The organism is Acrocarpospora corrugata (assembly GCF_009687845.1).
Taxonomy (GTDB): domain Bacteria; phylum Actinomycetota; class Actinomycetes; order Streptosporangiales; family Streptosporangiaceae; genus Acrocarpospora; species Acrocarpospora corrugata.
In genome coordinates this window covers 8713-15446 of the sequence record NZ_BLAD01000132.1, presented here as the reverse complement: position 1 = coordinate 15446, position 6734 = coordinate 8713, and the positions used below count along the sequence as shown (strand labels likewise).

General features: G+C 67.9%; 8 protein-coding genes and 1 pseudogene. 8 read left to right on the top strand and 1 reads right to left on the bottom strand.

From position 1 onward, the window contains the following. Positions 1-200: hypothetical protein (locus Acor_RS40535; RefSeq protein WP_155342068.1), on the bottom strand; the 200-nt coding region annotated here is incomplete at its 3' end. Here Acor_RS40535 and Acor_RS40530 point away from each other — a divergent pair. The 8 genes and pseudogenes from Acor_RS40530 to Acor_RS40495 all read left to right on the top strand — a co-directional run. After that, positions 190-490, top strand: a pseudogene (locus Acor_RS40530) (transposase); the annotation flags it as partial. The gene Acor_RS40535 and the pseudogene Acor_RS40530 overlap by 11 nt on opposite strands. A 44-nt stretch (positions 491-534) precedes the next feature. Beyond that, complete coding sequence (locus Acor_RS40525) at positions 535-1455, top strand: tyrosine-type recombinase/integrase (RefSeq protein ID WP_155342067.1); 921 nt, start codon at positions 535-537, stop codon at positions 1453-1455. Between the two features lie 31 nt (positions 1456-1486). Continuing rightward, positions 1487-1669 (top strand): esterase/lipase family protein, encoded by a 183-nt coding sequence (locus tag Acor_RS45260; protein WP_246239827.1) that lies wholly within the window; start codon positions 1487-1489, stop codon positions 1667-1669. Between the two features lie 452 nt (positions 1670-2121). Continuing rightward, positions 2122-2625: a WD40 repeat domain-containing protein gene (locus Acor_RS45255; protein ID WP_155342066.1), complete on the top strand. Its 504-nt coding sequence runs from the start codon at positions 2122-2124 to the stop codon at positions 2623-2625. 559 nt (positions 2626-3184) lie between these two features. Next, the gene (locus Acor_RS40510) at positions 3185-3832 is read left to right on the top strand and encodes a hypothetical protein (protein ID WP_155342065.1); all 648 of its coding nucleotides are present in this window, start codon (positions 3185-3187) and stop codon (positions 3830-3832) included. Positions 3833-4310: 478 nt separating this feature from the next. After that, positions 4311-5228 carry an ABC transporter ATP-binding protein gene (locus tag Acor_RS40505; protein ID WP_155342064.1) on the top strand — a complete coding sequence of 306 codons (918 nt, stop codon included), beginning with the start codon at positions 4311-4313 and terminating at the stop codon, positions 5226-5228. Beyond that, positions 5228-5932: an ABC transporter permease gene (locus Acor_RS40500; protein WP_155342063.1), complete on the top strand. Its 705-nt coding sequence runs from the start codon at positions 5228-5230 to the stop codon at positions 5930-5932. The genes Acor_RS40505 and Acor_RS40500 overlap by 1 nt, the downstream gene beginning before the upstream one ends. Positions 5933-5939: 7 nt before the next feature. After that, on the top strand, positions 5940-6734 hold a 795-nt coding region (locus Acor_RS40495), incomplete at its 3' end, for a histidine kinase (protein ID WP_170317350.1).

The window sequence follows — 6734 nt, the reverse complement described above, 5'->3', positions numbered from 1 at the left end:
CGGGCAGGCTTGCCCGAGCCGGACAGGCCTGGGACGACGGAGGACGGAAGCGCGTGGGCAGCCGTGATGCCGGGCGGCGCTCGGCTTCCCGGCTTCTTGCGATGGCCGTCCGTCAGCCCAAAGGCGCGGTGGCCTTCGGCGGCCAGGGCGTTGGCGGCGTCGGTGATGTCGCAGGCGTTGGAGTAGAAGATCCGCGGCAAGCGCGGCCGCCCACGGCAGCGGCCCGATGTCGGCCGACCGCGGCTACGACCATGACAAGTACCGGCGCCTGGTCCGCGCCCTGCAGATCCGCCCGCTGATCGCTCGCCGCGGTACCGAGCACGGCTCCGGCCTGGGCAAACACCGCTGGGTCGTCGAACAGACCTTCGCCCTGCTCCACCACTTCCGCCGCCTGCGCATCCGCTGGGAGATCCGCGCCGACATCCACGAAGCATTCCTCAGCCTGGCCTGCGCCCTGATCTGCTGGCGCAGACTCGCCTCATTGCGTTAGGAGCTAATAGCCGGCGAATCAACTTCTGATATTGCGAGGGCGATGTGGGGCGGCAGCACCAAGCGGTACCCGAGGGTTCACCACGATCCACGCCGTACGCCGCAGCGCTGAAGCGGGCCCCGCTGGACGGCGACACCCGCCGCGCCTACGACTCCCGGGTCCGGACCTTCCTCGCCTGGCTGGAGGCCAGCGGCCTCGACGGCGACCCGCTCACCGACGCCCACGACCGCGACTTCGCCATCCGCGACTACAAGACCCACATGAAGACCGTGCTGCGCCGCGCGTCGAATACCGTCAACGCCCACCTCACCGCGTTGGACCACTTCTTCACCCAGCGCGGACTCGGCCCCGCCGTCGTCCGCCGCGACGACGCCCCCAAGCTCGCGCCCCACGCCCTGGACGCCCGCCAGCAGAAGCGCTACCTGCGCGCCGTCGAACGCCGCCCTCTCGCCCGCGACCGCGCCATCGGCCGGCTGCTGTCCTACTCCGGCGTCCGGATCGCCGAGCTCGCAGCTCTGGACGACGACGACGTCCCGCTCTCGGCGCGCAAAGGCAAGGTCATCGTCCGCTCCGGCAAGGGCGAGACCTCCCGCGAGATCCCGCTCCTGGACGGCACCGCGCGGACCTCCATCACCGAGTGGCGCACCGACCGCGCCTCCTGGCCCGGCGCCGACACCCCGGCGCTGTTCCTCAATCGCCGCGGCGGGCGTCTGTCGGCCCGGGCGGTCGACCAGCTCATGGACGAACTCGCCACCGACGCCGACATCCTCGACGACGCGGGCGCCCTCGCCCTTTCCGCCCACATCCTGCGGCACACCTTGGCGACCAACCTCCTGCGCGCGGGCCTCGACATCGTCGTCGCCGAACTCCTCGGCCACACCCGCCTCGACACCACCCGCCGCTACACCCTGACTACCCACGCCGACCTCGAAGACGCCGTCAGACATCTCCCCACCGATCAGTAGTGCCACCGCTGAACTGGGCGAACTCAATCGCGTGTACCTGGCTGCCCGAGTCTTACCGACACCCCAGTCCGCCCAGCAGCTGTCGGACTTCGTCGACAAGGTGCTGACGGAGACCGGGGCATCCGAGGTGGATCTCGTCGGTTATTCGCAGGGCGGAATGATGCCGCGCTACTACCTGAAGTTCCTGAAAGGCGCGGAAAGGTCCGCAAGCTGATCGGCATCACGCCGTCCAACCACGGCACCAGCGCCCTCGGGCTGGCCAACCTCGCCAGGCTGCTCAGGCTCGACACCGCGGTCGCGTTGGTATGCAGGCCCGCCAGCAGCAGCTGACCGGCTCCGACTTCATGGAGAAGCTGAACGACGGGGGCGACACGGTGCCCGGCGTGGACTACACAGTGATCGCCACGAAGTTCGACCGGGTGGTCACGCCGTACACATCGAGTTTCCTCACCGGGGACTCCGTCAAGAACATCCTGCTCCAGGACCGCGCCCCCGCTCGACCTCAGCGGTCACATCCCTGCCAATTTCAACCTGGTGGTGCGCCAGATCGTGCTCAACGAACTCGACACCCTGCCGAACCCGCTGACTTAAGGGGCGAGCGGGAGGTTGCGCCCTCGACGAGACGCACCCTCGTTGTGGTACGGCCTTGGGCGGCTTGCGCAGCAAATGACCCGTCCAGCGAGTGGTCACGGCGAGGACGACCGCGAACAGCGTCAAGGGCATCGGCGCCGGCGGCTGATCATGGCCGGACTGGACTCCGCCCTGGCCGTGGTCAGCCTCCTCGCCACGCTGGACGTCGTCCAGGGCGCCGAGGAACGCGACCTGGCCCGTTCCCGCCAGGTCGCGGCCGACGCACGCGGCCAACTCCAGGCCGATCCCGAACTGGCATTGCTCCTGGCCAGGAGAGCGGTGGAGATCCGGCCGACCGCCGAGGCCGTGGCCGTAAGTCCGGACGGACGGCGGCTCGCCAGCAGCGGACAGGACGGCACCGTCGGCATCATCAACTCCACCAGCACCGCCAGCCCCGACGGCCGCCACGTGGCCACGACCAGCAACGACGGCACCGAACGCATCCAGGAGTGCGTGGTCTGCGGCCCGCTCGGCGAGGTGCTCACCCTGGCTGCCGCGAAGACCACGCGTACTCTGACGCCCGACGAGATCACTGGATAGCCAGACGCTTTTTCAGTGCGGTTTCAGTGCAATTTCAGTACGCCCATTGAACCTTTCGGTGTCAGGACGAAGAAACACTCTTCCACCGAAGGAATCATGAAACTTAACCGATTTATCTCTGGCGTACTCGGCATGATGACGGCGACGACGTTCGGCTTTGTGGGTGTCACGGTGACGACTATTGTGACTGCCGCGCCGGCGCATGCCGCTTCCTCAGCAGACGGCCTGATCACCCGTTCCGAGGTGCTCGCACGCGCCCAGAACTGGGTCGGCCGCGACGTGAAATACAACCAGTCGCGACGCTCGAACTCGCTCTACACCGACGTCGAAGGCGACAACAAATACGGCCCGGACTGCTCTGGCCTGGTCTCCATGGCCTGGCAACATCACCGCCAACTCCGGCAAGGGCGGAAACAGCACCTACGACTTCCAGAGCTGGGCTGGAAAGAGGTATCTGGGCAGCCTGCACGAACTATTACCCGGAGACGCGATCCTCAGAGATACCCACATCGAACTGTTCGCCCGCTGGAAGAATCCCAACGACCACACCCAGGGCGCTGTGACCTACTCCCTCAACGGCACGGGCAACCCCGACGGCAACGGCTGGGAGATGGACTGGGCCAAGGGCCCGACGGCCAACTTGCACGGCCAGCTGGGCACCGAGTCGTGGTTGAGCATGCAGAACTACCGGCCGATTCGCTACAAGAACATCATCGACGACCCTGCTCCCGGCACTCCCTCTGGCAGCCCGGTGGTGGTGCATGAGGGCTATGTCAGCATGTTCACGCGGAATGCCGCCGACGGTCATATCCAGGAGACGTACCTGCCGGGCATCGGCTCCCCCTGGTACAGCCAGGACATCAGCGCCGACGCCGGCATCCCGGCTTCGGCGACGAAGCCGGTCGCGATCGTGCACGAGGGTTACACCAGCATCTTCACCATCAACTCATCGAACGGGCACCTCCAGGAGACCTACCTGCCCATGGTCGGCGCAGCTTGGGTAACCCAGGACCTCAGCGCCAGCGCGGGCACTCCGGCCGCGGCCAACGTGACACCCGCCGTGGTGGTGCATGAGGGCTACACCAGCGTCTACACCATCAACGCCTCCAACGGGCACCTCCAGGAGACCTACCTGCCCATGGTCGGCGCGGCCTGGGCGACGCAGGACCTCAGCACCGGCGCCGGCACCCCACCCGCCACCCCCTGAAAACGGCGATGCCGCACCGGAACCCCGGTGCGGCATCGTCTTTTCGTAAGCGGTGAAGGTCAGCAGGACTTTGCGAGGCTTTCTTTCTGAACCGCCAGAGCCGACCACATGCTGCGCGGCCTGGACGGATCGCCCCTGCATATTCAGCAGACCTTGTCGCGGCAGGACGCCGAGCACCGGTTCGACCGCTCCCAGCGGCAGTGGGTGACCGCCATCTCGCCATGTTCCGCAGATGATCGATTGCCTTGTCGAGTTCGCGTAGCTTCGCGGTGAGGCGTCCTCGATCGTCGATCTGTTCCCAAAGCTGGCCTGTGGCGGTTCCGTCTGCAAGCTGGAGGTGCCGTCTGCCCGGGCGATGTACTGGAGTCCTCGGAGGACTGCATCAACCGATCGGTGGATTCCGGGCTCAGCCGTATCAGCGGCGGATCATGGCCGGGCGGGCGGTTCGGGCGAGGGGGTGTCCGGCCAAGGTAGGTGCATGGCAGTTATCGAGGTGAACGACCTCGTCAAGAGGTACGGCAGGCTCCCGGTGGTGAACGAGGTGTCCTTCTCCGTGGAGCAGGGCGAGATCTTCGGCATCCTCGGGCCCAATGGGGCGGGTAAGACGACCACCGTGGAGTGCGCCGAGGGATTGCGGCGGCCCGACTCGGGATCGATCAAGGTGCTCGGGCTCGACCCGGTCAGGGACAGGCGGGAGCTGAGCCACCAGGTCGGCGTGCAACTGCAGGAATCGCTCCTGCAGGAGCACATCAAGGTGTGGGAGGCGCTCGACCTGTACGCCTCCTTCTACCGCGCGCCCAAGGACTGGCGCGAACTGCTGGAGGAGTGGGGGCTGGCCGACAAGCGCCAGGCCAGGTTCGCGACCCTGTCCGGCGGGCAGAAGCAGCGCCTGTTCATCGCCCTGGCACTGGTGGGCGACCCGAAGGTGGCCTTCCTGGACGAGCTGACCACGGGGCTGGATCCGGCCGCCCGCCGGATCACCTGGGAGCTGATCAAGCGGATTCGGGCGGCGGGTGTGACGGTCGTCCTGGTCAGCCACCACATGGACGAGGTGGAGGAACTGTGCGACCGGGTCGCGGTGTTCGACCGAGGGCGGATCGTCGCGTTGGACACTCCCTCAAGCCTGATCTCGGCCGTGGACGCCGACCAGCATCTGCGCTTCCGGCCGCTGGCGCCTTTCGACGACGCGGTGCTGACGGGGTTGCCGGGGGTGGTGTCGGTGACCCGCTCCGGCAACCGGGTGATCGTCGCGGGCCGAGGCGACTTCGCCACCGCGGTGACCTCCGCGCTGGCGCGTGACCATGTCCCGGTGGCCGAGCTGCGGGTCGAGCAGCACACGCTCGACGACGCCTTCCTCGCCCTGACCGGCCGGACCTTCGACACCCAGGAGACCTGATGACCGGCTTCTCCAAACTCGCCAAGGTCGAGTCCAAGCTGCTGCTGCGCGACCCCAGCGCGATCTTCAGCATGGCCGTCCCGCTCTTCATCCTGGTGATCTTCGGTAGCGGGACCAGCCCGGGGGACACCGCGCTGCCCTCGTTGTCGATGACGATCGCGGTCGGGTTGGTGGGGCTCTACATGGTGCCCACCACCCTGGCCACCTATCGGGAGCGGGGCATCCTGCGAAGGTTGTCCACCACGCCGGTCAGTCCAGGCGCCCTGCTGAGCGTGCAGCTGATCCTCCAGCTCGTGTTCGCGCTGCTCGCCTCGGCGGTGCTCGTCGCGGTCTCGGTGGTGATCTTCCAGGCGGCCCTGCCCGCCCGCGTCGTGGCGATGGTGACCGCCTTCCTGCTCGGCACCTCGGCGATCTTCGCGGTCGGCCTGCTCATCGCCGCGACCGCGGCGAGCGGGCGCGCCGCCAACGGCATCGGCGTGCTGCTCTACTTCCCGCTGGCCTTCCTCGGCGGCCTGATGCAGCCCAAGGAGGCCATGCCCGAGCTGCTGGCCACGATCGGCGAGTTCACCCCGCTCGGCCTGTTCAGGCAGGCCATCTACGACGCCTGGAGCGGGGCGGCGACGCAATCCCTGCTCCTTGCGATAATGGCGGTATATGCGCTGGTCATCGGTTTGGTCGCGGCCCGGATCTTCCGCTGGGAGTGAGGCTGCGATGATGCCATCCGACCCGCTCGACACCGCGGAAGGACGGCTGGCCACCGGGCTGGCTGTCGTTCCGCTGGCGGTCTCGGCGGGGCTCGCGCTGCTCACCGGAGAAACTTCGTGGGATTATCGGCTCGCCGTCCTGGGCCTGAGCGCGCTCGCCGCGGGATGGACGCTGTGGATGGTCACTCTGCACCCCGCCTGGATGGCGAACGGCAAAGCGGCGGGCCTCTATATCGCCGGGCTGGTGGCGTTCGTCGCGGCGTTGGGCCTGCTCAGCCCGTGGTTCGCCGGTTTCTTCGCCTTCACCGGCTACGTCCACTCCTGGCACCTGCTGCGTGGGAGATGGCGGATCGCGGGCGTGGCCGCGACGGCGGCGGCCGCGGTCACCGGCTACTTCGGCGGGCTGCCCGGCCCTGATCCGGCCATCATCTCCTCCTACGTGCTGGTCATCGTCGCCATCGTGGTCCTGGTCGTCCTGGTCAGCCGCTTCGGCGATATGACCGCCGACCAGAGTGTCCGGAGAAAGAAGATGGTCGATCAGCTCGCCGAGGCCAACGCCAAGCTGGAGGAGACGATGCGGGAGAACGCCGGGCTCCAGGCCCAACTTCTCCTGCAGGCCCGCGAGGCGGGCGCCGCCGACGAGCGCCAGCGCATGGCACGGGAGATCCACGACACGCTGGCGCAGGGACTGGCCGGGATCATCACCCAGGTCCAGGCGGCCGCCCGGGCCAAGGACGACCCGGTCGAGTGGCGGCGCCACCTCGACAACGCCGCCCGCCTGGCCAGGGACAGCCTGGCCGAG

Bases quoted from the DNA above. Each gene is read 5' to 3' on its own strand.
- Acor_RS40500 (WP_155342063.1), top strand. From the start codon at position 5,228: ATGACCGGCTTCTCCAAACTCGCCAAGGTCGAGTCCAAGCTGCTGCTG.
- Acor_RS40505 (WP_155342064.1), top strand. From the start codon at position 4,311: ATGGCAGTTATCGAGGTGAACGACCTCGTCAAGAGGTACGGCAGGCTC.
- Acor_RS45255 (WP_155342066.1), top strand. From the start codon at position 2,122: ATGACCCGTCCAGCGAGTGGTCACGGCGAGGACGACCGCGAACAGCGT.